The 495-nt window shown below is 54.3% G+C and carries 1 protein-coding gene; it reads left to right on the top strand.

The annotated features are described in order from the left end of the window. Positions 1-201: 201 nt before the first annotated feature. The coding region (locus tag ACFHWW_RS34200) for a hypothetical protein (protein ID WP_379943823.1) at positions 202-495 on the top strand (294 nt) is incomplete at its 3' end.

Consider the following 495-nt stretch of genomic DNA (forward strand, 5'->3'; position numbering starts at 1 on the left):
TCAAGATTTCCGTGCCCCTTATGGGCTGAGTTTTACATATGATTGCCATCGCTGGAAAACGGATAAGCCAAACTGACTAGTACTTATGACTTTTTCCGTGCAACGGCTCTAGATCGTCCGTTCGAATTGTGTGATTTGTTCCTGATCATTAATTAATTGCCCAGCAAACATGCATCACTCATTGCTTGGTTGATCACGAACATGCTGGATATTCAACAAACTCAACATACAGGTCGGGAGCTGAGGGAGATCGCAGGCTTCCTCCGGCGGCGTTCTGCCGGCAACACTCGTCTCGCTTCCCGGGTGCTTGCGCGGTCGGCGCGTAGGATCGGTGTTGCTGCGCCGAACTACGGGGTCATACGGCCGCTCGACAACTGGGAAGTGCTCCAAGCGCCGCCCAAGGATGCACGGCGCTTCGACACGATTGTCGCCGACCTGGATCATGCCCGATCTACGGAATGGGCCTCCTTTCTGTCGCGAGCAGCGCTTGAAGGC

It is taken from the genome of Sinorhizobium sp. P24N7 (genome assembly GCF_042436655.1).
Taxonomy (GTDB): Bacteria; Pseudomonadota; Alphaproteobacteria; order Rhizobiales; family Rhizobiaceae; genus Sinorhizobium; species Sinorhizobium meliloti_A.